At 54.8% G+C, this 23,124-nt stretch carries 26 protein-coding genes and 1 other annotated feature; of the genes, 17 read left to right on the top strand and 9 right to left on the bottom strand.

What is annotated here, in order from left to right:
• Window positions 1-54: 54 nt before the first annotated feature.
• On the bottom strand, window positions 55-2,304 hold the full coding sequence (katE, locus tag M2422_RS05520) for a catalase HPII (protein WP_213788006.1): 2,250 nt from the start codon (window positions 2,302-2,304) through the stop codon (window positions 55-57).
• Window positions 2,305-2,354: 50 nt separating this feature from the next.
• Here katE and cedA point away from each other — a divergent pair, with 50 nt between their 5' ends.
• Window positions 2,355-2,747: a cell division activator CedA gene (cedA, locus tag M2422_RS05515; RefSeq protein ID WP_310590835.1), complete on the top strand. Its 393-nt coding sequence runs from the start codon at window positions 2,355-2,357 to the stop codon at window positions 2,745-2,747.
• Window positions 2,748-2,795: 48 nt separating this feature from the next.
• Here cedA and M2422_RS05510 read toward each other — a convergent pair whose 3' ends face one another.
• From M2422_RS05510 to hxpB, 3 genes are all read right to left on the bottom strand, one after another.
• Window positions 2,796-4,187 carry an L-cystine transporter gene (locus M2422_RS05510; protein WP_029740442.1) on the bottom strand — a complete coding sequence of 464 codons (1,392 nt, stop codon included), beginning with the start codon at window positions 4,185-4,187 and terminating at the stop codon, window positions 2,796-2,798.
• Between the two features lie 127 nt (window positions 4,188-4,314).
• The gene (locus M2422_RS05505; RefSeq protein WP_014883483.1) at window positions 4,315-4,905 is read right to left on the bottom strand and encodes a metal-dependent hydrolase; all 591 of its coding nucleotides are present in this window, start codon (window positions 4,903-4,905) and stop codon (window positions 4,315-4,317) included.
• 101 nt (window positions 4,906-5,006) lie between these two features.
• Window positions 5,007-5,678 carry a hexitol phosphatase HxpB gene (hxpB, locus tag M2422_RS05500; RefSeq protein WP_064672322.1) on the bottom strand — a complete coding sequence of 224 codons (672 nt, stop codon included), beginning with the start codon at window positions 5,676-5,678 and terminating at the stop codon, window positions 5,007-5,009.
• A 148-nt stretch (window positions 5,679-5,826) separates the two neighbouring features.
• Between hxpB and M2422_RS05495 the strand changes: the two genes are divergently transcribed.
• Window positions 5,827-6,363 (top strand): YniB family protein, encoded by a 537-nt coding sequence (locus M2422_RS05495; protein ID WP_023311291.1) that lies wholly within the window; start codon window positions 5,827-5,829, stop codon window positions 6,361-6,363.
• Window positions 6,364-6,399: 36 nt separating this feature from the next.
• Here the strand turns inward: M2422_RS05495 and M2422_RS05490 are convergent, their stop codons facing one another.
• From M2422_RS05490 to pfkB, 3 genes are all read right to left on the bottom strand, one after another.
• Window positions 6,400-7,260: a fructosamine kinase family protein gene (locus M2422_RS05490; RefSeq protein WP_029740438.1), complete on the bottom strand. Its 861-nt coding sequence runs from the start codon at window positions 7,258-7,260 to the stop codon at window positions 6,400-6,402.
• 105 nt (window positions 7,261-7,365) lie between these two features.
• Window positions 7,366-7,656, bottom strand: coding sequence for a type V toxin-antitoxin system endoribonuclease antitoxin GhoS (gene ghoS, locus M2422_RS05485; RefSeq protein ID WP_033145271.1), 291 nt, complete (start codon window positions 7,654-7,656; stop codon window positions 7,366-7,368).
• 106 nt (window positions 7,657-7,762) lie between these two features.
• Window positions 7,763-8,695 (bottom strand): 6-phosphofructokinase II, encoded by a 933-nt coding sequence (pfkB, locus tag M2422_RS05480; RefSeq protein ID WP_064672323.1) that lies wholly within the window; start codon window positions 8,693-8,695, stop codon window positions 7,763-7,765.
• A gap of 295 nt (window positions 8,696-8,990) precedes the next feature.
• Here pfkB and M2422_RS05475 point away from each other — a divergent pair, with 295 nt between their 5' ends.
• Entirely contained in the window at window positions 8,991-9,749 is a 759-nt protein-coding gene (locus M2422_RS05475) for a YdiY family protein (protein WP_033145273.1), read from the top strand.
• 80 nt (window positions 9,750-9,829) lie between these two features.
• Here the strand turns inward: M2422_RS05475 and yniD are convergent, their stop codons facing one another.
• Together yniD and yncL are read right to left on the bottom strand one after the other, a co-directional pair.
• Window positions 9,830-9,937 carry a small membrane protein YniD gene (gene yniD / locus M2422_RS05470; RefSeq protein ID WP_008500658.1) on the bottom strand — a complete coding sequence of 36 codons (108 nt, stop codon included), beginning with the start codon at window positions 9,935-9,937 and terminating at the stop codon, window positions 9,830-9,832.
• Between the two features lie 98 nt (window positions 9,938-10,035).
• Window positions 10,036-10,128, bottom strand: coding sequence for a stress response membrane protein YncL (yncL, locus tag M2422_RS05465; RefSeq protein ID WP_021241082.1), 93 nt, complete (start codon window positions 10,126-10,128; stop codon window positions 10,036-10,038).
• A gap of 322 nt (window positions 10,129-10,450) precedes the next feature.
• On the opposite strand from yncL, the gene thrS reads away from it, so the two are divergent.
• From thrS to selO, 14 genes are all read left to right on the top strand, one after another.
• Window positions 10,451-12,379, top strand: a complete 1,929-nt coding sequence (gene thrS, locus M2422_RS05460; protein WP_008500657.1) for a threonine--tRNA ligase — start codon at window positions 10,451-10,453, stop codon at window positions 12,377-12,379.
• Between the two features lie 3 nt (window positions 12,380-12,382).
• The gene (gene infC / locus M2422_RS05455) at window positions 12,383-12,925 is read left to right on the top strand and encodes a translation initiation factor IF-3 (protein WP_014069901.1); all 543 of its coding nucleotides are present in this window, start codon (window positions 12,383-12,385) and stop codon (window positions 12,923-12,925) included.
• A gap of 97 nt (window positions 12,926-13,022) precedes the next feature.
• Window positions 13,023-13,220, top strand: a complete 198-nt coding sequence (gene rpmI / locus M2422_RS05450) for a 50S ribosomal protein L35 (RefSeq protein WP_003030583.1) — start codon at window positions 13,023-13,025, stop codon at window positions 13,218-13,220.
• 50 nt (window positions 13,221-13,270) lie between these two features.
• Window positions 13,271-13,627, top strand: a complete 357-nt coding sequence (gene rplT / locus M2422_RS05445) for a 50S ribosomal protein L20 (RefSeq protein ID WP_000124850.1) — start codon at window positions 13,271-13,273, stop codon at window positions 13,625-13,627.
• Window positions 13,628-13,744: 117 nt separating this feature from the next.
• Window positions 13,745-13,869, top strand: a sequence feature (Phe leader region).
• Window positions 13,750-13,794, top strand: a complete 45-nt coding sequence (pheM, locus tag M2422_RS05440; RefSeq protein ID WP_001386830.1) for a pheST operon leader peptide PheM — start codon at window positions 13,750-13,752, stop codon at window positions 13,792-13,794. Its footprint overlaps the feature before it by 45 nt.
• Window positions 13,870-13,931: 62 nt before the next feature.
• On the top strand, window positions 13,932-14,915 hold the full coding sequence (pheS, locus tag M2422_RS05435; protein WP_010426091.1) for a phenylalanine--tRNA ligase subunit alpha: 984 nt from the start codon (window positions 13,932-13,934) through the stop codon (window positions 14,913-14,915).
• Window positions 14,916-14,930: 15 nt separating this feature from the next.
• On the top strand, window positions 14,931-17,318 hold the full coding sequence (gene pheT / locus M2422_RS05430; RefSeq protein WP_045353729.1) for a phenylalanine--tRNA ligase subunit beta: 2,388 nt from the start codon (window positions 14,931-14,933) through the stop codon (window positions 17,316-17,318).
• A 4-nt stretch (window positions 17,319-17,322) separates the two neighbouring features.
• On the top strand, window positions 17,323-17,622 hold the full coding sequence (gene ihfA / locus M2422_RS05425) for an integration host factor subunit alpha (protein WP_003857805.1): 300 nt from the start codon (window positions 17,323-17,325) through the stop codon (window positions 17,620-17,622).
• Between the two features lie 103 nt (window positions 17,623-17,725).
• Window positions 17,726-18,706 (top strand): vitamin B12 ABC transporter permease BtuC, encoded by a 981-nt coding sequence (btuC, locus tag M2422_RS05420; RefSeq protein WP_064672324.1) that lies wholly within the window; start codon window positions 17,726-17,728, stop codon window positions 18,704-18,706.
• Window positions 18,707-18,740: 34 nt separating this feature from the next.
• On the top strand, window positions 18,741-19,292 hold the full coding sequence (locus M2422_RS05415; protein WP_023311298.1) for a glutathione peroxidase: 552 nt from the start codon (window positions 18,741-18,743) through the stop codon (window positions 19,290-19,292).
• On the top strand, window positions 19,292-20,047 hold the full coding sequence (gene btuD, locus M2422_RS05410) for a vitamin B12 ABC transporter ATP-binding protein BtuD (RefSeq protein WP_064672325.1): 756 nt from the start codon (window positions 19,292-19,294) through the stop codon (window positions 20,045-20,047). Before M2422_RS05415 ends, btuD begins: the two co-directional genes overlap by 1 nt.
• Before the next feature lie 74 nt (window positions 20,048-20,121).
• Window positions 20,122-20,586 carry an NlpC/P60 family protein gene (locus M2422_RS05405; RefSeq protein ID WP_008500650.1) on the top strand — a complete coding sequence of 155 codons (465 nt, stop codon included), beginning with the start codon at window positions 20,122-20,124 and terminating at the stop codon, window positions 20,584-20,586.
• 294 nt (window positions 20,587-20,880) lie between these two features.
• Window positions 20,881-21,597: an EAL domain-containing protein gene (locus M2422_RS05400; protein ID WP_033145280.1), complete on the top strand. Its 717-nt coding sequence runs from the start codon at window positions 20,881-20,883 to the stop codon at window positions 21,595-21,597.
• 61 nt (window positions 21,598-21,658) lie between these two features.
• The gene (gene selO, locus M2422_RS05395; protein WP_064672326.1) at window positions 21,659-23,101 is read left to right on the top strand and encodes a protein adenylyltransferase SelO; all 1,443 of its coding nucleotides are present in this window, start codon (window positions 21,659-21,661) and stop codon (window positions 23,099-23,101) included.
• The last annotated feature ends 23 nt before the right edge of the window (window positions 23,102-23,124 follow it).

The raw sequence follows: 23,124 nt of genomic DNA, 5'->3' as shown, positions 1-23,124 counted from the left end.
GGTCTGCATTTCACCCTCTCCCTTTCAGGGAGAGGGCCGGGGTGAGGGTATTTTTTACGCCGGGATCTGGTCAATCTTACTGCTGCGCGACCAGACGCGGTGCGCGGCGAGCAAATCAAACAGCTTCGTCATAAAGGCATCGTCAACGTTGTCGCCCTCGACAATGCCGTCCTCACCCTGATCGGCCACCTTCAGGTGCGCCTTAAACCGTCGCGCGTCGCCGGACAGCGCGATCGGTTTCAGGTGCTTATAGGCTTCCAGCAGATAATACACGGCGTCACCGTTGTTCAGCAGGCTGTCAATGTCTCCGCACGGCACAATCACCGCATCGACGGTCAGCGATGGCGCCCCGGCAAAGGTCGCCGCCACCGGCAGCACGGAGCCGTCATCGGCGGTCACTTCCCCCATGCGGGAATAAAGCAGTTTCGCATGCACGCCCTGGGTCTTCAGCGCCTGCATAATCCCCAGCACGTCGCTGGCGCGGGTTTTGTCGTTCAGCAGGATGGCGACCACGCGGCCTTTAATCGAGCCACCCGGCACGGCATACAGGCTCAGCGACGGATCTTTCTTCACGCCGTTAACCTCTTTCGGCGGGGCAAGGTTGCGCTGCTCGTCGGTCAGCGTAATGCCCAGGTTATCCGCAACGCTCTGGGCGAGTTGAATATCAATGCGCGCCAGCTGATCGACCACCCGCTCGCGGATGTAGGTACGCACCACTTTGCTCAGCTCAAAGCTGAAGCCGCCGATAATGTGCTGCTGCTCAATCGGCGTCTGGCTGTTCCAGAACAGGCGAGGGTGGGCGTAATATTCGCCGAACGACGGGCTGCGCTCGCGAATTTTGTTGCCGTCGATACGCTCCTGGTACGATTCGAATCCACCGCGTTTCGGCCCGGGAGGGGTTTCGCGCGGCCAGTTATCGTTGATGGAGTTCGGCTCATAGTTAGCCGGGTTGGTATCAATATCCTGACGGTGCATCCCGTCGCGCTGGAAGTTGTGGTACGGGCAGGTTGGGCGGTTAATTGGAATTTCGTGGAAGTTCGGTCCGCCAAGACGGCTGATCTGCGTATCGGTATACGAGAACAAACGTCCCTGCAGGAGCGGATCGTTGGTGAAATCCAGCCCCGGTACGATATGCCCAGGGTGGAACGCGACCTGTTCGTTCTCGGCAAAGAAGTTATCCGGGTTACGGTTGAGCACCATTTTACCCACCAGCTGAACCGGCACCAGCTCTTCCGGGATCAGCTTCGTCGGGTCAAGAAGATCGAAATCAAACTTAAATTCGTCCTCTTCCGGTATGAGCTGCAGGCCCAGCTCGTACTCCGGGAAGTCGCCCGCTTCGATGGACTCCCACAGCTCGCGGCGATGGAAATCCGGATCGCGACCGGTCAGCTTCTGCGCCTCATCCCACACCAGGGAGGCTTTACCCGCCACCGGCTTCCAGTGGAAACGGACGAACGTGGCTTTACCCTCGGCGTTGATCAGACGGAAGGTATGGATGCCAAAGCCTTCCATGGTGCGATAGCTGCGCGGAATGCCGCGGTCTGACATCGCCCACATCACGTTGTGTAAGGTTTCAGGCTGCAGGGAGACATAGTCCCAGAAGGTGTCGTGCGCACTTTGTCCCTGCGGTATGGCCCAGTGGGGCTCCGGTTTTACCGCATGGACAAAGTCAGGAAATTTATGCGCGTCCTGAATGAAGAACACCGGGGTGTTATTGCCCACCAGATCGAAAATACCCTCTTCGGTATAAAACTTGGTGGCAAAGCCGCGGATATCCCGAACCGTATCTGCCGAACCGGCGCCGCCCTGTACGGTGGAGAAGCGCACAAATACCGGAGTGATTTTGTCCGGGTCGGAGAGGAAGTCCGCTTTGGTGATCGCTTTCAGGCTCTTGTATGGCTGGAAGTAGCCGTGCGCAGCGGAACCGCGCGCGTGAACGATGCGTTCCGGAATGCGCTCATGGTCGAAATGGGTGATTTTTTCCCGCAGGATGAAGTCTTCCAGCAGGGTTGGTCCGCGCGCGCCTGCGCGAAGGGAGTTCTGATCGTCTGCAATACGCACGCCCTGATTGGTGGTGAGCGCAAAACCTTCGCCGCCTTTACGGTGCGGCTCAAGCGATTTCAGCTTCTCGTTTCCCGTGTCCGGCGATTTCACGCTTCCCGGCGCGGTAGGCTGTTCGCCCGGTGCGGAAGGGCCAGGGGAGGGGCGGTGAGAGCCGTCAGCAGGGGCGAGAGAGTCCATACCCGGTTGAGATTCCTCAGTGCCATGAATCGGTGATTGATGTGTTTTATCTTTGTTCGACATTGCACGCTTCTCCTTTATCCATTGCTAAAAACCCTATTAAGGATAGAACAATGTCGCGAGATGGCTCGCGAACTAAGAGTTTTCACATGCCGTCATTAGCGAAAGGAGCCATCCCACCCACTCGGAGCGCGACGGAAGGCAGCAGGATCGGCTATCATAGAATTTTCCTGCTTCAAGAATTTGCTTTAGTGAACCAGTCGCTTATGAAACCTCTTCGTCAACAAAACCGCCAGGTTATTAGCTATGTGCCCCGCGTTGAGCCCGCGCCGCCTGACCATGCCCTGAAAGTGGAGGGTTTTCGCGATGTCTGGCAGCTGCGGGGGAAATACGTGGCCTTTGTGCTGATCGGCGAACACTTCCGTCGTTCACCCACGTTTACGGTGCCGGAATCGGCGCAGCGGTGGGCGATGCAGATCCGCCAGGATGAAGAGGTTGAAGAATAACAGCCATAAAAAAACCGCCATCAGGCGGTTTTTTTATTTCTAAAGTGATTAACGGTGCGCCAGCTCGGCGTCGTCTTCACTTTCCAGAATCGCTTTGTCGGTCTGCTTCAGCCACTGGCTGGTCAGCGTACCGGCGGTCATGGAGCCGCTCACGTTCAGCGCGGTACGGCCCATGTCGATCAGCGGCTCAACGGAGATCAGCAGCGCGACCAGCGTCACGGGGAGACCCAGCGCAGGCAGCACAATCAGCGCGGCGAAGGTTGCACCGCCGCCAACACCCGCAACGCCTGCGGAGCTGATGGTAACAATCCCGACCAGCGTGGCAATCCAAACCGGATCCAGCGGGTTGATGCCCACCGTCGGGGCGACCATCACCGCCAGCATCGCCGGGTACAGGCCCGCACAGCCGTTCTGACCAATGGTGGCACCAAAGGAGGCAGAGAAGCTGGCGATGGATTCAGGCACGCCCAGACGACGCGTTTGCGCTTCAACGTTCAGCGGAATAGAGGCTGCGCTGGAACGGCTGGTGAAGGCGAAGGTCAGCACAGGCCAGACTTTACGGAAGTATTTCAGCGGGCTGACGCCGTTCACGCCCAGCAGGATGCCGTGCACCACGAACATAATGCCCAGGCCCAGATAAGAGGCGACAACGAAGCTGCCCAGCTTAATGATGTCCTGCAGGTTAGAGCCGGCAACCACTTTGGTCATCAGCGCCAGCACGCCGTAAGGCGTCAGCTGCATCACCAGACGCACCAGCTTCATCACCCAGCTTTGCAGGGTATCAATCGCGGTCAGCACGCGTTCGCCTTTAGGCGCGTCGTCTTTCAGCAGCTTCAGCGCCGCTACGCCCAGGAACGCGGCGAAAATAACCACGCTGATGATCGAGGTTGGGCTCGCACCGGTCAGGTCAGCAAACGGGTTCTTCGGAATGAAGGAGAGCACCATCTGCGGCACGGTCAGGTCAGCCACTTTACCAACGTAGTTGGTTTGAATCGCGGTAAGACGCGCCGTTTCAGCGGTACCCTGAACCAGACCTTCTGCGGTCAGGCCAAACAGGTTGGTGACCAGCACACCCACCAGCGCGGCAATCAGCGTGGTGAACAGCAGCGTACCAATGGTCAGGAAGCTGATTTTTCCCAGCTGAGTGGCGTTATGCAGGCGGGCAACGGCGCTCAGAATAGAGGCGAACACCAGCGGCATAACGATCATCTGCAGCAGCTGAACATAGCCGTTACCGACGATGTTGAACCACTGAATAGAATCTTTCAGAACTGGATTATCGGAGCCATAAATTGCCTGTAATGCCAGACCAAATACGACACCCATGGCCAGACCAACCAGCACTTTTTTCGCCAGGCTCCACTGTTTGTGGCGCGCCTGCGCGAGAAGCAATAGCAATACAACGAACACAACGACGTTCGCGATGAGTGGAAAATTCATCCCCGTTCTCCTGATTTATTATTGGGTCGGTTTTTACCGATCCTGTTGGCGGAAGGTTAGCAGAAGTGTGATGTAGCGCTTATATCCAAATGGAATGGGTTATGACAAATAGGATAATTTTGTTGGTTTACTGTTCAATCTGGTGATGAATAAAGCGATTGAACTGAAATTGCAGCGAATTAATCATCTGGGATGACCAGCGAACTGCACTGTTTTCGGGCAATGTTTGCGGCATCCAGACGGCGTAAGCAAATAGCGCCATGCACAATACGCGCTCAAGCTGGTTCCCTTTCTGCGGTGCGAGGATCGGAAAGCGGAAACGCCAGCGGCAGGGCCAAAGCAGCGGCACGCCCGCAGGCGTCAGCATATCGGCGAGAATATGGCTTAAATAGCCCAGCACCATCCCCTGGATGGCATCGGCGGGGACTATCCAGCTTTCGGGCACCTTCAAATAGAAAAGCGTCAGCAGGCCAAACACGGCCAGCAGGCTGTGCGTAAACCCCCGGTGGCCGAACGCGCGGGCGATGGGTTTCGACACCCACTTCAGGCGTTGTCCGAGGAAGGACTTGGGGTGGTCAATGTCGGGCAGCAGACAGGTCAATACGGCGGAAGGGACAATATGCCACCAGTCCCCCTGTGCCAGCACGGGGGTGAGTTCAGCGTTTTTGGCAAATACTGCGCACGCAATAGAAAAAAGCAGGTGGCCTTCCGCCGTCATGATAAAACCCACAAAACTGTCAATTCATACAGTATAGGGTTTTTATACAGTAGGCGGAAGAGGTGACGGTGTAACTGTTTGTCACAAACCGGAGAAGGGCGTTAACCGCCCTGCAGGTGATGCGCCGTGAGTTCTGCCAGCGAGTTAAGCTTCACGTCGGCGAGGGCAAACCGGGGGTCGTGACGGCCTTCTTCAGCGGGCACCACAATGGAGCGCATCCGTGCAGCCTTCGACGCCACCATACCGTTAACGGAATCTTCCAGCGCAACGCAGTTGAGAGGATCCAGGCCCAGCTTTGCGGCGCAGTCCAGATAGACCTGCGGGTGCGGCTTGCTGTAAGGCAATTTCTCAGCGGAGGCCAGCGCGTCGAAGCTGTCGCGCAGTTCAAACATCGTCAGCACTTTTTCCAGCATGTGCAGCGGTGAAGCCGAGGCCAGTCCGACCTTCAGCCCCTGGGCTTTACACAGCGCGACGGCCTCACGTACGCCGGGCAGCAGCGGCCTGTTCTCTTCCACCAGAGAAATGGCGCGGCTAATAATGCGTGCGGTCACCTCATCGCGACCGGGACCCACCCACGGCTGTTGGGCAAACCACAGGTCAACCACCATATCGATGCGCAGGCCCAGCGTATCGGGAAGTTCATTACGGCGGCTGATATCCACGCCCAGGCTGGCCATAACGTCCAGTTCGGCGCGATCCCACAGCGGTTCGGAATCGATCAGTAATCCATCCATGTCAAAAATTGCGGCAAGAATTTGGCGCGGTGTCGACATCACAACGTCTCCTTATCCAGGGTGTTCGACAGACGATACGTGCTAAGCACACTCTGCAATTTAGCATATTGCTTTTAAAGAGCGGGCGAAATTGATGACCAGCAGGTAGACTTAGGCACAAATAACGCGTCTTTATGAAGAGGAACTGATGACGTATCAACAAGCTGGACGCATTGCGGTCTTAAAACGTATTGCTGGCTGGGTGATTTTTATTCCTGCCGTCATTTCTACGCTGATTTCTGTACTCAAATTTATGTACGACCACAGCGAAAAACAGCCGGGTATCAATGCGGTAATGCTTGATTTCGCTCATGTCATGATTGAGATGATGCGTTTTAATACGCCATTTTTGAATGTCTTCTGGTTTAACTCACCCACCCCGGATTTTCATCAACAGCTGAATATCGGCTTTTGGGTGATATATGCCCTGATCTTTGTCGCGCTGGCATTACAGGCCTCTGGCGCGAGAATGAGTCGCCAGACGCGCTTTTTACGCGAAGGCGTTGAGGATCAGTTGATTCTGGAGCAGGCCAAAGGCCCGGAAGGAATGAGTCGGGAGCAGATTGAATCCCGCATTGTTGTGCCGCGTCACACCATTTTCCTGCAAATTTTCCCGCTCTATATCCTTCCCGTGATTATCATTGTGGCGGGATACTTCTTCTTCTCACTGCTCGGTTTTCTGTAAGCGATAAGGGTGGCTGCAAGGCCACCCGTTATCTTCTCAGGCGGCAAGCATACGCTCGAGTGCCCGCTGCGCGTTAACAAGGTGTTCTCCGCCAAAAAGAATGGCCCGGTTCATCAGCGTATAAAGCTGATACACCGGCTGGCGGTCGAGGAAACCGGGCGGGAGAGGGGAAACAGACTGGTATCCGTCGTATATTTGCGGCGGCTGCTCAGGATGAAGCGGCAGCATGGCAAGATCGCACTCTCTGTCACCCCAGTAGCAGGCCGGGTCAAAGATATACGGGCCGTTGGGACCCAGCGCGCAGTTATTGGACCACAAATCGCCGTGAAGCAGAGACGCCTGAGGCTGGTGGGATGCCAGACGCTGTTGAACGTGCTCGACGATGGCGTCGATATTGCCAAACTCCAGCCCTTTCTCGGCGGCCAGCTCAAGCTGCCAGCCAATGCGCTGCTCGGCAAAAAATGTAGACCAGCGACGCTGCCAGGCATTGGGCTGTGGTGTGGTGGAGAGATCGTTGTCAAAGTCGAGACCAAACTGCGGCTGGTCGCTCCATTGATGCAGGCGCGCCAACTGTTGGCCAAGGATGAACGCATTATGGGCATCCAGCGGGCGGGCGGGGAGATATTCCATTACCAGGAAGCTGTAGTCGCGGTCGCTCCCCACGGCCAGAACCTGCGGGACCGTGACCGTTTTACTGCGGGACAACAGCTCCAGCTGGTCGGCTTCGGCGGTAAATATTGGAAGCAGCTCTCGCTCATCGCATTTAACGAAAAGATCGCGCCCTGCGTAGCGTAAATGCCACGCGGCGTGGATCTCACCGCCTGGCAGTTCGTTACGCAGTTCAATTTCACCTTCACCCAGCTGCTCACGTAAAAGATGACTGATAGCCTGCCACATGTTGTCTCTCCCATGTTGTCTGCCAGATCATAAAGTTAGCGCATAACTGCGGTAAAAAAATACGAACTAACGCACACCTGAGCGGTTTAAATTCATACAGCGCACTTATTGTTCTTTTTTCCGCCAGCTTTCCCAGGTATCCACGTCAATTTCGGCAGGCTTGTCGGTCACGCTCTCCACCAGACTGGCGGCCAGCGCATGAACCTCTTCCTGACTCAGGGCGCCGATCAGACCAAATGTCAGGGTGCCTAAATCATGAATGTTGCCCTCGTCATCCGTCAGCGTGAGGAGAAAATTAGCGCGGGTGAAAGCATTGTTGAGCTCATTCAGCTCGGTCAGCGATGCTTCATGAAGGTTGATGGTCACGACGTAGCGTGTGATGTCACCACTGCTCATAATTCACCTCATTGTTATCATGGAAGTTTTCTTAGCATAGTCGATAGTTTGCGTTTGGCGACTCAGAGACGACATTCCCCTCCGTAAAGACGAAGGGGAAAAGGCGTTAATTTCGGGACAGGTAATCGACGATTTTTTGCGTATCGGCGAGCGAACAGAGACGCGTGCCCTGGTTGATGGTGGCGGCGCTACCCGCCGCCACGCCGTAGCGTGTCATCTCGAGCAGAGACGCGCCCTGCGCCAGTTTTAGCGTCATCGCACCCACCATGCTATCGCCAGCGCCAACCGTGCTCTGGCTCTTCATCGGCGGTGGGACAACCTGAACGGACGACGATTCATCGACTGCCAGCGCCCCCTGAGGGCCAAGGGAGACGACTACGCGCCGCGCTTTGCCGCTGCGCACCAGCACCTGCGCGGCGGTGCGCACATCATCAGGCTGCGTCAGTTCGCGGTTGACCAGCGCGCTTAACTCTTTCTGGTTGGGTTTGACCAGCTCCAGATTGCCCGGCACCAGGGCCGCCTGCAGGGCCTCGCCGCTGCTGTCGACAATGCAGCGGATGCCGCGCTGCTGCGCGGCCTGAATCAGCGCCGTTAATTTTTCCGGGCTTACGCCGGGCGGCAGGCTGCCGCTTACCACCAGCAGCGCGCCGCTTTCTATTGTCAGCACTTTCTCTTCAAGCTGACGAAACTCGTCATCGCTGAGTTTCGCGCCCGGCATGACAAAACGGTACTGCTCGCCGCTTGATTCTACGTGGACATGCAGGTTTTGCCGCGTCCAGTCTTCCGCCTCGACGGTGTCTACGGCCACCCGTTCATCGGCCAGCAGAGAGACCAGGTGTTCACCGGTGGCACCGCCTGCGGGGAAAATTGCCGTGGCTTTGCCGCCGAGGTGTGTAATGGCGCGCGCCACGTTGATCCCGCCGCCGCCGGGCTCAAAGACCGGGGCGCTGCAGCGCAATTTACCTTCCGGGTAAATCTGCGGCGTCAGGGTGGCGGAATCCAGGGAAGGGGAGAGCGTCAGAGTATAAATAGAAACCATCATTACCTCCTTTTAGCATGGGTTCTTATTAGCCTGGCACCATTTGTCAGGAAGGCAATGTAAATAACAGTATGATTTTAAATATGAATGCTGACGAAAAGTGAGGCGGGGGATATATAAAATAAAACGCTTTTTGAGATCGTTCTTATTCAAAAAATGAAATAAGAAAACATTGCTATGTTATTTGCGGCTTTTTATAATTTGTTACCTTTCTCTGGACGCCTTGTCATTGATCCTCAAGAAAGATTCCGGGACCGTGTGGTCTCTTTTTTTGTTGTACGGACTCCTTAATAAAATGAAGCTTTTAAAGACAGTGCCCGCTGCACTGATGCTGGCGGGTGGCGTGTTTGCGGCTATGAACGCGACCGCTGATGATACCGTTTTTACTGTCATGGACGATCCTTCCACCGCGAAAAAACCGTTTGAAGGTAACCTGAACGCCGGATACCTGGCACAATCCGGTAACACGAAAAGCTCTTCTCTGACGGCGGACAGTACGCTCACCTGGTACGGTAATACCACCGCCTGGTCTCTGTGGGGTAATGCCAGCAACACTTCCGCTAACGACGAACGTTCTTCCGAGAAGTATGCGGTAGGCGGACGTAGCCGTTACAACATGACCGACTATGACTACCTGTTTGGTCAGGCAAGCTGGTTAACCGACCGTTACAACGGTTATCGCCAGCGCGATGTATTCACCGCCGGTTATGGTCGCCAGTTCCTGAACGGTCCGGTACACAGCTTCCGTTTTGAATTCGGTCCGGGTGTGCGTTACGACGAGTACACCAATGGCGATACCAAAACCCAACCGCTCGGTTACGCTTCCGGTACCTATGCCTGGCAGATGACTGACAACACCAAATTTACCCAGGGTGTTTCTGTATTTGGTGCCGACGATACGACGCTGAACTCTGAGACGGCGCTGAACGTGGCTATCAACGAACACTTTGGCCTGAAAGTCGCCTACAACGTGACCTGGAACTCTTCACCACCAGAATCTGCGCCGGATCATACCGACCGCAGAACCACGGTTTCACTGGGTTATAGAATGTAATAAAAGCGGGCCGAGGATGATGTCGGCCCGTTTATTGTCTGCGGTCTTTTGACGTCCCTTCTGATGACTTGTCTTCGCCTCTAGCCCCAAATCATTGCCGCCCAACGGAGTAGCAGCATTGCGCCGCAGATGGCAATCAGCACCAGCACCATTTTCCAGTGTTTTACGGCAAATCGTTTAGTTGGCATAACCTAATCCTTGTTGGTTGATATTCCCAGTCTACCAAACAGGGCCGAAATATGCCCCTTCTCAGGATCGATTGGGTTATGCCAGCGTAGGGTTCGGCTCAGAACCAGTGGAATCGTTCGGCGAGAATCAACAATAAACCTGTGGCGGAAAGGATGTTCAATATCACAACCGTTCTACTGGATACGTTCATGGTATGCACCTTTGGGTTTAAAGACCTGTTCAAGAGTAGCCCAGCATCTTTGAAATGCGAGCGCAGGGGAGAAGCAACCTGCGAATTCGTACGAAAGCGCCAGCCCATCAATCTGGCCGCAGAGGGTGCAATCTCCTTGCCGTTAGTGTTAACATTACGTCGCTTGCCGTAAATCCACATTAATCTGAATTCGGCTGGTGAATGATGACGAACCAATTTGACGATTGTTGGTCAGATGGTTTCGTAATCTATTGTCAAATCACGATTATTTTCTTTGTATATGCTCTTATGTGTGGGGCATCACTGCAAATAAGGATATAAAATGCCTGTAATTACTCTTCCTGATGGCAGCCAACGCCATTTCGACCGTGCTGTTAGCCCAATGGATGTTGCCCTGGACATTGGTCCTGGTCTCGCGAAAGCGACTATCGCTGGCCGCGTTAACGGTGAGCTGGTGGATGCTTCCGATCTGATCGAAAACGATGCGACGCTTGCAATCATCACCGCGAAAGACGAAGAAGGTCTGGAGATCATTCGTCACTCCTGCGCGCACCTGTTAGGCCATGCCATCAAACAGCTGTGGCCAAACACCAAAATGGCGATCGGTCCGGTTATCGACAATGGTTTCTACTACGACGTTGACCTTGACCACACCCTGACTCAGGAAGATATCGACGCGCTCGAAAAGCGTATGCACGAGCTCGCCGAAACGAACTATGACGTCATCAAGAAGAAAGTCAGCTGGCACGAAGCGCGTGAAACCTTCGTGAAGCGCGGCGAGAGCTACAAGGTCTCTATTCTTGACGAAAACATTTCGCATGATGACAAGCCTGGCTTGTACCATCACGAAGAATACGTCGACATGTGCCGTGGACCGCACGTGCCGAACATGCGCTTCTGTCATCACTTTAAGCTGATGAAGATCGCAGGCGCCTACTGGCGTGGCGACAGCAACAACAAGATGTTGCAGCGTATCTATGGTACCGCGTGGGCCGATAAAAAAGCCCTGAACGCGTACCTGCTGCGCCTGGAAGAGGCGGCGAAGCGTGACCACCGTAAAATCGGTAAGCAGCTTGACCTGTACCACATGCAGGAAGAAGCGCCGGGCATGGTGTTCTGGCATAACGATGGCTGGACTATCTTCCGTGAACTGGAAACTTTCGTACGCTCCAAGCTGAAAGAGTACCAGTATCAGGAAGTGAAAGGCCCGTTCATGATGGACCGTGTGCTGTGGGAAAAAACCGGCCACTGGGACAACTACAAAGATGCGATGTTCACCACCTCGTCTGAGAACCGTGAATACTGCATCAAGCCAATGAACTGCCCGGGCCACGTTCAGATCTTCAACCAGGGTCTGAAATCCTACCGCGACCTGCCGCTGCGTATGGCGGAGTTCGGTAGCTGCCACCGTAACGAGCCATCAGGTGCGCTGCACGGTCTGATGCGTGTTCGTGGCTTTACTCAGGATGATGCGCATATCTTCTGTACTGAAGATCAGGTCCGTGACGAAGTTAACGCCTGTATTCGTATGGTCTACGATATGTACAGCACCTTTGGCTTCGAGAAGATCGTGGTCAAACTCTCAACGCGTCCGGAAAAACGTATCGGCAGCGATGAGACATGGGATCGCGCAGAAGCGGATCTCGCCGTGGCGCTGGAAGAGAACGGCATTCCGTTCGAATACCAGCTGGGCGAGGGCGCATTCTACGGTCCGAAAATTGAATTTACCCTGTATGACTGCCTCGATCGCGCATGGCAGTGCGGTACTGTACAGCTGGACTTCTCCCTGCCGCAGCGTTTAAGCGCCTCTTATGTTGGCGAAGACAACGAGCGTCAGGTACCGGTAATGATTCACCGTGCAATTCTCGGTTCTCTGGAGCGCTTCATCGGCATCCTGACCGAAGAGTTCGCTGGCTTCTTCCCAACCTGGCTTGCGCCAGTGCAGGTCGTGGTGATGAACATTACCGATTCTCAGGCGGATTACGTTAAAGAATTGACGCAGAAACTACAAAATGCGGGCATTCGCGTAAAAGCAGACTTGAGAAATGAGAAGATTGGCTTTAAAATCCGCGAGCACACTTTACGTCGTGTCCCGTATATGTTGGTCTGTGGTGATAAAGAGGTGGAAGCAGGCAAAGTTGCCGTTCGCACCCGCCGTGGTAAAGACCTGGGCAGCCTGGACGTAAGTGAAGTGATTGAGAAGCTGCAACAAGAGATTCGCAGCCGCAGTCTTCAACAACTGGAGGAATAAGGTATTAAAGGCGGAAAACGAGTTCAAACGGCACGTCCGAATCGTATCAATGGCGAGATTCGCGCCCAGGAAGTTCGCTTAACAGATCTTGAAGGTGAACCACTGGGGATTGTGAGTCTGAGAGAAGCGATCGAAAAAGCTGAAGAAGCTGGAGTAGATTTAGTTGAAATCAGCCCTAACGCCGAACCGCCAGTTTGTCGTATCATGGACTACGGCAAGTTCCTTTATGAAAAGAGTAAGTCTTCTAAGGAACAGAAGAAGAAGCAAAAAGTTATCCAGGTTAAGGAAATCAAATTCCGTCCTGGTACCGACGATGGCGATTATCAGGTAAAACTCCGCAGCCTGATTCGCTTTCTGGAAGATGGCGATAAGGCCAAGATCACACTGCGTTTCCGCGGTCGTGAGATGGCCCACCAACAGATTGGTATGGAAGTGCTTAACCGCGTCCGTGACGATCTGAGTGAACTGGCAGTAGTCGAATCCTTCCCTACGAAGATCGAAGGCCGCCAGATGATCATGGTGCTCGCTCCTAAGAAGAAACAGTAAGGCCTTCAAGCAGCAAAATCTGTGGAGCCTTCGGGTTTCATAGGTTTTGTTCGCCTATGTTTCGTTTATTTAACAATGCGAAGTGGAAGTTATTAAGATGCCAAAAATTAAGACCGTACGCGGTGCTGCTAAGCGCTTCAAAAAAACCGGTGGTGGTGGATTTAAGCGTAAGCACGCAAACCTGCGTCATATTCTGACCAAAAAATCTACTAAGCGTAAACGTCACCTGCGTCCAAAAGGCCTCGTTTCTAAAGGCGATCTGGGTCTGGTTATCGCGTGCCTGCCGTACGCATAAGCCGTTAACGTTTAATTTTTTACTAAGAATATAGATACAGGAGAGCACATATGGCTCGCGTAAAACGTGGTGTAATTGCACGTGCACGTCACAAGAAAATTTTGAAACAAGCTAAAGGCTACTACGGTGCGCGTTCACGCGTATACCGCGTTGCCTTCCAGGCTGTTATCAAAGCAGGTCAGTACGCTTACCGTGACCGTCGTCAGCGTAAGCGTCAGTTCCGTCAACTGTGGATTGCGCGTATCAACGCAGCAGCACGTCAGAACGGTATTTCTTACAGCAAATTCATCAACGGCCTGAAAAAAGCCTCTGTTGAAATCGACCGTAAGATCCTGGCTGACATCGCAGTATTCGACAAAGTAGCGTTCACCGCTCTGGTCGAAAAAGCGAAAGCAGCACTGGCATAAGCCAGTTGAGAGAGGGGGCTTTGCTCCCTCTTTTCATTTAACACCATCAGAAGATTGACATTTATCCGTCCAGGCTTTTCAATAAGGTCTCAACGGTTTTTACCAGACAAGGTAACGCAAGCATGAATGCTGCTATTTTCCGCTTCTTCTTTTACTTTAGCACCTGATTTCAGGAGGCTAGCGCGTGAAAGATGAAACGAAAAACAGCGCCAGATAAGCCTCCCGATGGAGGCTTTTTTTGTGCCTGAATTTGAGAGAATAACTCCACCAAATCGGTGTCTGCACCGACATAATGAGGAAAATCATGTCACATCTCGCAGAGCTGGTTGCCAGTGCAACAGCCGCCATTAATCAGGCCTCAGATGTTGCCGCGTTAGACAATGTCCGCGTCGAATATCTTGGGAAGAAAGGGCACCTGACCCTTCAGATGACAACCCTGCGTGAGCTGCCGCCAGAAGAACGCCCGGCAGCGGGTGCGGTGATTAACGAAGCCAAAGAGCAGGTTCAGCAGGCGCTGAACGCGCGCAAAGCCGAGCTGGAAAGCGCGGTGCTGAATGCGCGTCTGGCCGCAGAGACGATCGACGTTTCTCTGCCGGGTCGCCGCATCGAAAACGGTGGTCTGCACCCGGTTACCCGCACCATCGATCGCATTGAAAGTTTCTTCGGTGAGCTCGGCTTTACCGTGGCGACTGGCCCGGAAATCGAAGATGATTACCACAACTTCGACGCCCTGAACATTCCTGGCCATCATCCGGCACGCGCTGACCACGACACTTTCTGGTTCGACGCTACGCGTCTGCTGCGTACTCAGACCTCCGGCGTTCAGATCCGTACCATGAAGGATCAGGAGCCGCCAATCCGCATTATCGCGCCGGGCCGCGTCTATCGTAACGACTACGATCAGACCCACACGCCAATGTTCCACCAGATGGAAGGTCTGATTGTTGATAAAAACATCAGCTTCACCAACCTGAAGGGCACGCTGCACGATTTCCTGAACAACTTCTTTGAGGAAGATCTGCAGGTTCGTTTCCGCCCGTCCTACTTCCCGTTCACCGAACCGTCTGCGGAAGTTGACGTGATGGGTAAAAACGGCAAATGGCTGGAAGTGCTGGGCTGCGGCATGGTGCATCCAAACGTGCTGCGCAACGTGGGTATCGATCCGGAAGTTTACTCCGGCTTTGCCTTCGGCATGGGCATGGAGCGTCTGACTATGCTGCGCTACGGCGTGACCGACTTACGTGCATTCTTCGAAAACGATCTGCGTTTCCTCAAACAGTTTAAATAAGGGCAGGACAGAACAATGAAATTCAGTGAACTGTGGTTACGCGAGTGGGTGAACACCACGCTGGACAGCGACGCGCTTTCTAACCAGATCACCATGGCGGGTCTGGAAGTGGACGGCGTTGAGCCGGTTTCCGGAGCCTTCAACGGCGTGGTCGTCGGCGAAGTGGTCGAGTGCGGCCAGCACCCTAACGCTGACAAACTGCGCGTAACAAAAGTAAACGTGGGCGGTGACCGTCTGCTGGATATCGTCTGCGGTGCGCCAAACTGCCGTCAGGGCCTGAAGGTGGCCGTGGCGACCGTCGGTGCGGTGCTGCCGGGTGATTTCAAAATTAAAGCGGCTAAGCTGCGCGGCGAGCCGTCTGAAGGCATGCTGTGCTCCTTCTCCGAGCTGGGTATTTCCGACGATCACAACGGCATTATTGAGCTGCCGCTGGATGCGCCAATCGGCACCGATATCCGTGAATACCTGAAGCTTGATGACAACACTATCGAAATCAGCGTCACGCCAAACCGTGCCGACTGCTTAGGTATCATCGGCGTGGCGCGCGACGTGGCCGTGCTGAACCAGACTGAGCTGAACGCGCCGGAAATCGCGCCGGTTGAAGCGACCATCAGTGACGTGCTGCCTATCCAGGTTGACGCTGCGGATGCTTGCCCGCGCTACCTCGGTCGCGTGGTGAAAGGCATCAACGTGAAAGCGCCAACTCCGCTGTGGATGAAAGAGAAGCTGCGCCGCTGCGGTATCCGCTCTATCGACGCCGTGGTTGACGTGACCAACTACGTTCTGCTGGAGCTGGGCCAGCCAATGCACGCGTTCGATAAAGATCGTATCGACGGCGGCATCGTTGTGCGCATGGCGAAAGAGGGCGAAACCCTGGTTCTGCTGGACGGCAGCGAAGCGAAACTGAACGCCGACACCCTGGTGATTGCTGACCACAGCAAAGCGCTGGCAATGGGCGGTATCTTCGGTGGCGAGCACTCAGGCGTCAACGACGAGACGCAAAACGTCCTGCTGGAATGCGCATTCTTCAGCCCGCTCTCCATCACCGGTCGCGCACGCCGTCACGGCCTGCATACTGATGCCTCTCACCGCTACGAGCGCGGCGTTGACCCTGCTCTGCAGTACAAAGCGATGGAACGTGCGACCCGCCTGCTGATCGACATCTGCGGCGGTGAAGCGGGCCCGGTTATCGACGTCACCAACGAAGCGACGCTGCCGAAGCGTGCGACCATCACCCTGCGCCGCAGCAAGCTGGATCGCCTGATTGGTCACCACGTTGCCGATGCGCAGGTAACCGACATCCTGAAACGTCTGGGCTGTGAAGTAACCGAAGGCCAGGACGAGTGGAAAGCCGTTGCGCCATCATGGCGTTTCGACATGGAAATTGAAGAAGATCTGGTGGAAGAAGTGGCCCGCGTTTACGGCTACAACAACATTCCTGACGAGCCTGTGCAGGCAGGTCTGGTGATGGGCACCCACCGTGAAGCCGACCTGTCCCTGAAGCGTGTGAAAACCATGCTGAACGACAAAGGCTACCAGGAAGTGATCACCTACAGCTTCGTTGATCCAAAGCTGCAGCAGCTGATCCACCCGGGTCAGGAGGCGCTGATCCTGCCAAGCCCAATCTCCAGCGAAATGTCCGCGATGCGTCTGTCTCTGTGGACGGGCCTGCTGGGCACTGTCGTTTATAACCAGAATCGCCAGCAAAACCGCGTGCGAATTTTCGAAAGCGGTTTGCGCTTTGTACCGGATAATCAGGCAAATTTAGGCATCCGTCAGGATCTCATGCTGGCTGGCGCCATCAGCGGCAACCGCTATGAAGAGCACTGGGACCTGGCAAAAGGCACGGTTGATTTCTACGATATGAAGGGCGATCTGGAAGCGATTCTGGATCTGACCGGTAAATTATCTGAAATTGAATTCCGCGCAGAAGCCATCCCGGCACTGCATCCGGGCCAGAGCGCAGCCATCTATTTAGACGGCAAACGCGTTGGTTTTATTGGGGTTGTTCACCCTGAGCTGGAGCGTAAGCTGGACCTGAACGGCCGTACCATCGTGTTCGAGCTGGAATGGAACCCGGTGGCTGACCGCGTTATTCCTCAGGCTCAGGACGTCTCCCGCTTCCCGGCAAACCGCCGTGATATCGCGGTTGTGGTCGCGGAAAATGTGCCTGCAGCAGATATTTTGGCCGAATGTAAGAAAGTTGGCGTAAATCAGGTAGTTGGCGTAAACTTATTTGACGTGTACCGCGGCAAGGGCGTAGCAGAAGGTTTCAAGAGCCTCGCTATTAGCCTTATCCTTCAGGATACCAGCCGTACACTCGAAGAAGAGGAGATTGCCGCTACCGTCGCCAAATGTGTAGAGGCATTAAAAGAGCGATTCCAGGCATCATTGAGGGATTGAACCTATGGCGCTTACAAAAGCTGAAATGTCAGAATATCTGTTTGATAAGCTTGGGCTTAGCAAACGGGATGCCAAAGAGCTGGTAGAGCTGTTTTTCGAAGAGATCCGTCGTGCTCTGGAAAATGGTGAGCAGGTAAAACTCTCCGGTTTTGGCAATTTTGATTTGCGAGACAAAAACCAACGTCCGGGCCGCAACCCGAAGACGGGGGAAGATATTCCCATTACAGCCCGCCGCGTGGTGACCTTCAGACCCGGCCAGAAGTTGAAAAGCCGTGTCGAAAACGCAACGCCCAAAGCAGAGTAATATGAACTAACTAAAAAGGCCGCCCACGCGGCCTTTTTTCTTTGCGCTCTCCGGCAAACCCGCCGTAAAATCAATTACATCTCTCGCTACTAAAACCGTACACATGCTTGATTATGCCCATCGCCAGCACCGTTCCGATAAGCGTCACCTGCTTTTGCTGGTGCTGTTGCTCATTGTCGCCGCGGGCGTGAGCCTCTGCGCGGGCGACAGATGGATCGGGCCTGAAAGCTGGTGGGGGCCTGACGGGCAGCTCTTCGTCTGGCAAATTCGCCTGCCGCGCACCGTCGCGGTGGTTCTGGTCGGCGCCTCGCTGGCGCTGTGCGGTACCATAATGCAGGCGTTGTTTGATAACCCTCTGGCGGAGCCCGGGCTGCTCGGCGTGTCTAACGGCGCAGGCGTAGGCCTGATTGCGGCGGTGATGCTGGGTGGGGGAGAACTCTCCGGATGGAGTATTAGCCTGAGCGCTATCCTCGGCGCGCTGCTAATCACCGCGATCCTTCTTCGTTTCGCCAGACGGCACTTATCGACCAGCCGTCTGCTGCTTGCCGGCGTGGCGCTGGGGATCATCTGCAGCGCGCTGATGACCTGGGCGGTCTACTTTTCAACATCCTTTGACTTGCGTCAGCTGATGTACTGGATGATGGGCGGCTTTGGAGGCGTTAACTGGCACCAGGGCTGGCTGATGGCGCTGCTGGTACCGGTCATCGTCTGGGCGGCCCTGCAGGCGCAGCCGCTGAATATGCTCGCGCTGGGTGAAACCTCTGCCCGGCAGCTCGGCATGCCGATTGGGTTCTGGCGTAATGTGCTGGTAATAGCCATTGGCTGGCTGGTCGGCGTCAGCGTGGCTCTGGCGGGCGCGATCGGCTTTATCGGGCTGGTGATTCCGCACGTGCTGCGCCTGTGTGGCCTCACGGACCATCGGACCCTGCTTCCTGCCTCGGCGGTTGCCGGGGCCGCCACGCTGCTGGTGGCCGATATCATCGCCCGGCTTGCCCTGACGGCCGCCGAGCTGCCGATTGGCGTGGTGACCGCCACGCTGGGCGCGCCGGTATTTATCTGGCTACTATTAAAAGCTGGACGTTAAATCAACAAGCCGTAAGACAACCTGAGGGAATGCTATGCAGTCAGATATCCTGAATACTGAAGTGACCACCATTGATGGCGATAACACCACGCTGGAAGGCTACAAAGGCAACGTGCTGCTTATCGTCAACGTGGCATCCAAATGTGGCCTGACGCCGCAGTACGAACAGCTGGAGAACATTCAGAAGGCCTGGGAGAAAGACGGTTTCACCGTGCTGGGCTTCCCGTGCAACCAGTTCCTGGGCCAGGAGCCGGGCAGCGAAGAGGAGATTAAAACCTTCTGCAGCACCACCTATGGCGTGACGTTCCCGATGTTCAGCAAAATCGATGTCAACGGTGAAGACCGCCATCCTCTGTATGCGAAGCTGATCGCTGCCGCGCCGAAGGCCGTTGCGCCGGAAGGAAGCGGTTTTTATGAACGCATGGCCAGCAAAGGCCGCGCGCCGCTTTACCCGGACGATATCCTGTGGAATTTTGAAAAATTCCTGATTGGCCGCGACGGCCAGGTCGTTCAGCGTTTTTCGCCGGATATGACCCCTGAAGATCCGATCGTCATGGAATCGATCAAGCTGGCGCTGGCGAAATAATGTCGTTGCTGATGCAGCTCACGGACGTTGCCGAGCGGGGACGTCTGGAGCCGATAACCGAAATCATCAATGCGGGAGAAATCCTGCATCTTGTCGGGCCAAACGGTGCAGGGAAGAGCACGCTGCTGGCACGGATGGCAGGCATGACCGACGGAGAAGGGCAGATAACGCTGCTGGAGCATATGCTCGCCGACTGGTCGCCGGTCTCGCTGGCGCATCGGCGCAGTTACCTTGTGCAGCAGCAGGTGCCGCCCTTTGCGATGCCGGTCTGGCACTATCTGATGCTGCATTTGCACGACAAACAACAGACGGCACTGCTGACGGACGTTGCCGCGGCCCTGGGGCTGGAAGATAAACTGTCCCGGCATGCCAGCCAGCTTTCCGGCGGAGAGTGGCAGCGGGTGCGTCTGGCGGCGGTCATTCTTCAGATCCACCCGGCAGGTAATCCTCACGGGCGAATGCTGCTCCTCGATGAACCCATGAGCGGTCTGGACGTGGCGCAGCAGGCGGCACTGGATACGCTGTTAAGCACCCTGAGCCGAAAAGGTATCGCCGTGGTGATGAGCAGTCATGACCTCAACCACACCCTGCGTCATGCCCACCGGGTGTGGCTGCTGTCGCAGGGAAAGATGATCGCCAGCGGCGCGCGGGATCGGGTTCTTACGCCGCCCCATCTTGCCCGCGCGTACAACATGTCGTTCCGCAGGCTGGATATTGAGGGACATAAGATGCTGATTTCTACTGGGCAGACGTAACCGTTTCTTGCCTCTTAGCACAATTGCACGCTAAATTACGAAAAGAACAAAAAAAGCAGAGGATTCGTCTGAAAATGCGATTCTGGTTTCTCCTGATGGCCGCACTTTTTCTTGCGGGATGCAGTAGCCATCGTGCGCCGCCGCCTAACCCACGGCTTTCAGATTCGATCACCGTCATTGCCAGCCTTAACGATCAGCTGAGCAACTGGCGCGGTACGCCTTATCGCTACGGCGGAATGAGCCGCGGCGGCGTAGATTGTTCCGGCTTCGTTCTGATGACGTTCCGCGACAAGTTTGATTTACAGCTTCCGCGTGAAACGCGCAAGCAGGCCGAAATTGGCACTGAAATTGATAAAGACGATCTTCTGCCCGGGGATCTGGTTTTCTTCAAAACCGGCTCGGGTGAAAGCGGTCTGCACGTGGGGATATATGATACAGACAATCAGTTCATTCACGCCTCGACAAGCCGCGGGGTGATGCGCTCTTCTCTTGATAATGTTTACTGGCGTAAAAATTTCTGGCAGGCACGACGTATATAGTCTTTGTCAGACACTTCTCTTATGACGGCATGGTATCTAATAAATCATGCCGTTTTTTCTCAAATAAGATGCTTAAAGTTAAATTTATCTAAAATTAGCGAATCCTGCATGTGTCTGTTTTATCTAAAACTGGCTATTATTCGGCAACCAGGATAAAATTATTTTAGATTCAGGGATAAATCTGAAAATAAAAACGGAACTAATGAAATTAATCTTATTAAAATCAAGACAGTGGAATTGTGTCGGCAATTGCTCCAGGATGTCCTCTCTCATCTTTAATGCGGAGCGAGTGCAATGATTATTACGCTAGATAATGCTTACCAGTCTGAACTGCTGCTTCTGCCTGCTCGTAATAGCGCAGGGGAGCTTAAAGGTTTAGAGGTTCTGGTTAACTTTACTGGCGTCGGCAGCGATGTGCGGATCCCCACTGAGCTCGTTATCCCTCGGCTTTCAACAGCTGAAGAGTTAGTGCTGTTTAACGAAAAATTGCAATTGCTTGATACCTGTAAACTGTTTTTTATTCAGCATCAGTTAATTGCATGGATCAATATTACACCTGCAATAGTTGAATTTTTATTAAGTAATGGAAACGCTGTTTCAATCCTTGAGCGTTACCCGTTTCTTGAGTTTACTGTTAATGAGAATTATCCAGGTTTAAATAACGGAAAGGACGATCTGCAGCTGGCGAGAATGGCAATCCATTTCCCGCTGGTCCTGGCAAACTTTGGCGCAGGTGCCGCATCGCTCAAAGCGGTCTATGATGGATTATTTAAACGGGTTATTCTCGACAAAGGCTTCATTCAGCAGCGTGCCCCGGAGCTCTCTTTTGAGCCCTTTATGCGCGCCATCCTCTGGCAAATCACACCGCACTGTCAGTCAGTGATCGTCTCGGGCATTGACGACCACGGCCTGTTGCAACGCGTTTTGTCCTTCAATTTTGGCGCCATGCAGGGCGCACTCTGGCCAGCCGTCTCTGCGGAGCACGTTACATCGCTGGTTCAGCAGCGATAACCCTTGCTTTCGCCCGTGTTTAAGTCCGGGTAAACCCTCTACACTAAAAGCAGGAGGACTTATGACCCTGTCTTTTACTGCTCACTGGCATGACGAGTTGCCTGGCTTTTACACCGCACTCAAACCAACACCGTTACAAAATTCACGCCTTATCTGGCATAACGATTTGCTGGCAGAAGAGCTGGCCATTCCGCCTGAGCTGTTTCAGCCTTCAGAAGGCGCAGGCGTCTGGGGCGGGGAAACGCTTCTCGCCGGGATGCAACCTCTGGCTCAGGTCTATAGCGGACATCAGTTTGGCGTCTGGGCGGGGCAGCTGGGCGACGGCAGGGGGATCCTGCTCGGCGAACAACGGCTTCCCAACGGGGAGACGGTTGACTGGCACCTGAAAGGGGCGGGTCTTACTCCCTATTCGCGAATGGGCGACGGGCGCGCGGTGCTGCGTTCAACGATTCGCGAAAGCCTGGCGTCAGAAGCGATGCACGCCCTGGGTATTCCCACTACGCGCGCGCTGTCGATTGTCACCAGCGATACGCCGGTAGCGCGCGAAACGGTGGAAAAAGGGGCGATGCTGATGCGTATTGCGCAAAGCCATTTGCGCTTTGGTCATTTCGAGCACTTTTACTATCGCCGCGAGCCGGACAAGGTTCGCCAGCTGGCTGACTTTGCCATTCGTCACCACTGGGCGCATTTGCAGGACGAAGCGGACAAATACGTTCTCTGGTTCAGGGATGTGGTTGCCCGTACCGCAAGCCTGATTGCCCGCTGGCAAACGGTGGGCTTTGCGCATGGCGTCATGAATACGGACAACATGTCGATCCTCGGGCTGACCTTTGATTACGGTCCGTTTGGTTTCCTGGACGATTATCAGCCTGGCTATATCTGCAACCATTCCGACTATCAGGGGCGTTACAGCTTTGACAATCAGCCCGCGGTTGGCCTGTGGAACCTGCAGCGGCTTGCGCAAACCCTGTCGCCGTTCATCGACGTAGATGCCCTCAATGATGCGCTCGACAGCTATCAGGACATATTGCTGCGAGAATACGGCTCGCTGATGCGCAACAAGCTGGGGCTGATGACGCAGGAGAGGGGCGATAACGACATCCTCAACGGTCTGTTTGCCCTCATGGTGCGCGAGGGCAGCGATTATACCCGTACCTTCCGGATGCTGGGCCAGACGGAGCAGCACAGTGCGGCCTCACCGCTGCGCGACGAGTTTATTGACAGACAGGCGTTTGACGACTGGTTTGCCACTTACCGCGCGCGGCTGCAGCAGGAGCGGGTGGCCGACGCTACCCGCCAGACGCAGATGAACGCGACAAATCCCGCGATGGTGTTGCGCAACTGGCTGGCGCAGCGGGCGATTGAGCAGGCAGAACAGGGGGAATACGACGAGCTACACCGTTTGCATCTGGCGTTGCGCACGCCGTTTGCCGAGCGGGATGATGACTACGTCAGCCGCCCGCCTGACTGGGGCAAGCGGCTGGAGGTCAGCTGCTCAAGCTAGAGATTTTGCCGGGTGGCGGCGTC

It is taken from the genome of Enterobacter sp. SLBN-59 (assembly GCF_024807915.1).
In the GTDB taxonomy this organism is placed as follows: Bacteria; Pseudomonadota; Gammaproteobacteria; order Enterobacterales; family Enterobacteriaceae; genus Enterobacter; species Enterobacter asburiae_B.
The sequence above is the reverse complement of the archived record's forward strand: the minus strand, read 5'-3'. Positions and strand labels throughout refer to the sequence as shown.

Bases quoted from the DNA above. Each gene is read 5' to 3' on its own strand.
- katE (WP_213788006.1), bottom strand. From the start codon at position 2,304: ATGTCGAACAAAGATAAAACACATCAATCACCGATTCATGGCACTGAG.
- cedA (WP_310590835.1), top strand. From the start codon at position 2,355: ATGTCGCGAGATGGCTCGCGAACTAAGAGTTTTCACATGCCGTCATTA.
- M2422_RS05510 (WP_029740442.1), bottom strand. From the start codon at position 4,187: ATGAATTTTCCACTCATCGCGAACGTCGTTGTGTTCGTTGTATTGCTA.
- M2422_RS05505 (WP_014883483.1), bottom strand. From the start codon at position 4,905: ATGACGGCGGAAGGCCACCTGCTTTTTTCTATTGCGTGCGCAGTATTT.
- hxpB (WP_064672322.1), bottom strand. From the start codon at position 5,678: ATGTCGACACCGCGCCAAATTCTTGCCGCAATTTTTGACATGGATGGA.
- M2422_RS05495 (WP_023311291.1), top strand. From the start codon at position 5,827: ATGACGTATCAACAAGCTGGACGCATTGCGGTCTTAAAACGTATTGCT.
- M2422_RS05490 (WP_029740438.1), bottom strand. From the start codon at position 7,260: ATGTGGCAGGCTATCAGTCATCTTTTACGTGAGCAGCTGGGTGAAGGT.
- ghoS (WP_033145271.1), bottom strand. From the start codon at position 7,656: ATGAGCAGTGGTGACATCACACGCTACGTCGTGACCATCAACCTTCAT.
- pfkB (WP_064672323.1), bottom strand. From the start codon at position 8,695: ATGGTTTCTATTTATACTCTGACGCTCTCCCCTTCCCTGGATTCCGCC.
- M2422_RS05475 (WP_033145273.1), top strand. From the start codon at position 8,991: ATGAAGCTTTTAAAGACAGTGCCCGCTGCACTGATGCTGGCGGGTGGC.
- yniD (WP_008500658.1), bottom strand. From the start codon at position 9,937: ATGCCAACTAAACGATTTGCCGTAAAACACTGGAAAATGGTGCTGGTG.
- yncL (WP_021241082.1), bottom strand. From the start codon at position 10,128: ATGAACGTATCCAGTAGAACGGTTGTGATATTGAACATCCTTTCCGCC.
- thrS (WP_008500657.1), top strand. From the start codon at position 10,451: ATGCCTGTAATTACTCTTCCTGATGGCAGCCAACGCCATTTCGACCGT.
- rpmI (WP_003030583.1), top strand. From the start codon at position 13,023: ATGCCAAAAATTAAGACCGTACGCGGTGCTGCTAAGCGCTTCAAAAAA.
- rplT (WP_000124850.1), top strand. From the start codon at position 13,271: ATGGCTCGCGTAAAACGTGGTGTAATTGCACGTGCACGTCACAAGAAA.
- pheS (WP_010426091.1), top strand. From the start codon at position 13,932: ATGTCACATCTCGCAGAGCTGGTTGCCAGTGCAACAGCCGCCATTAAT.
- pheT (WP_045353729.1), top strand. From the start codon at position 14,931: ATGAAATTCAGTGAACTGTGGTTACGCGAGTGGGTGAACACCACGCTG.
- ihfA (WP_003857805.1), top strand. From the start codon at position 17,323: ATGGCGCTTACAAAAGCTGAAATGTCAGAATATCTGTTTGATAAGCTT.
- btuC (WP_064672324.1), top strand. From the start codon at position 17,726: ATGCTTGATTATGCCCATCGCCAGCACCGTTCCGATAAGCGTCACCTG.
- M2422_RS05415 (WP_023311298.1), top strand. From the start codon at position 18,741: ATGCAGTCAGATATCCTGAATACTGAAGTGACCACCATTGATGGCGAT.
- btuD (WP_064672325.1), top strand. From the start codon at position 19,292: ATGTCGTTGCTGATGCAGCTCACGGACGTTGCCGAGCGGGGACGTCTG.
- M2422_RS05405 (WP_008500650.1), top strand. From the start codon at position 20,122: ATGCGATTCTGGTTTCTCCTGATGGCCGCACTTTTTCTTGCGGGATGC.
- M2422_RS05400 (WP_033145280.1), top strand. From the start codon at position 20,881: ATGATTATTACGCTAGATAATGCTTACCAGTCTGAACTGCTGCTTCTG.
- selO (WP_064672326.1), top strand. From the start codon at position 21,659: ATGACCCTGTCTTTTACTGCTCACTGGCATGACGAGTTGCCTGGCTTT.